The sequence below is a fragment of the uncultured Maribacter sp. genome (assembly GCF_947496775.1).
In the GTDB taxonomy this organism is placed as follows: Bacteria; Bacteroidota; Bacteroidia; order Flavobacteriales; family Flavobacteriaceae; genus Maribacter_B.
Window position 1 is genome coordinate 1 of the sequence record NZ_CANMDU010000068.1, and the last position, 265, is coordinate 265.

The following is a 265-nucleotide window of genomic DNA, read 5'->3' on the forward strand; positions in this document are numbered from 1 at the left end:
CACTAGTATTAGAAGCATTCGATGGGGTTATTGTAGCTGTTAAGGTTTGGGTATTCCCTTCTGTAATTGTTCTAGAAATTGGAGTAACACTAACTCCGGTTACTGGTATGGTAGCTACAGTTACCGTTACTATATAATCCTTAGTAGAACCATCGGCGGCTGTTACTCTATATGTTACTGGATTAGTGAAATCCTGTGCCGTTCCGGTTGTTGGGTTTAAACTAGCTCCCGTATGTACCACCGTTGGACTTAACGAACTTGCATT

Annotated in this window: 1 protein-coding gene; it reads right to left on the minus strand. The window is 41.5% G+C overall.

What is annotated here, in order from left to right; all coding sequences use genetic code 11:
- The coding region (locus Q0856_RS18105; RefSeq protein ID WP_298507247.1) for an Ig-like domain-containing protein at positions 1-265 on the minus strand (265 nt) is incomplete at both ends.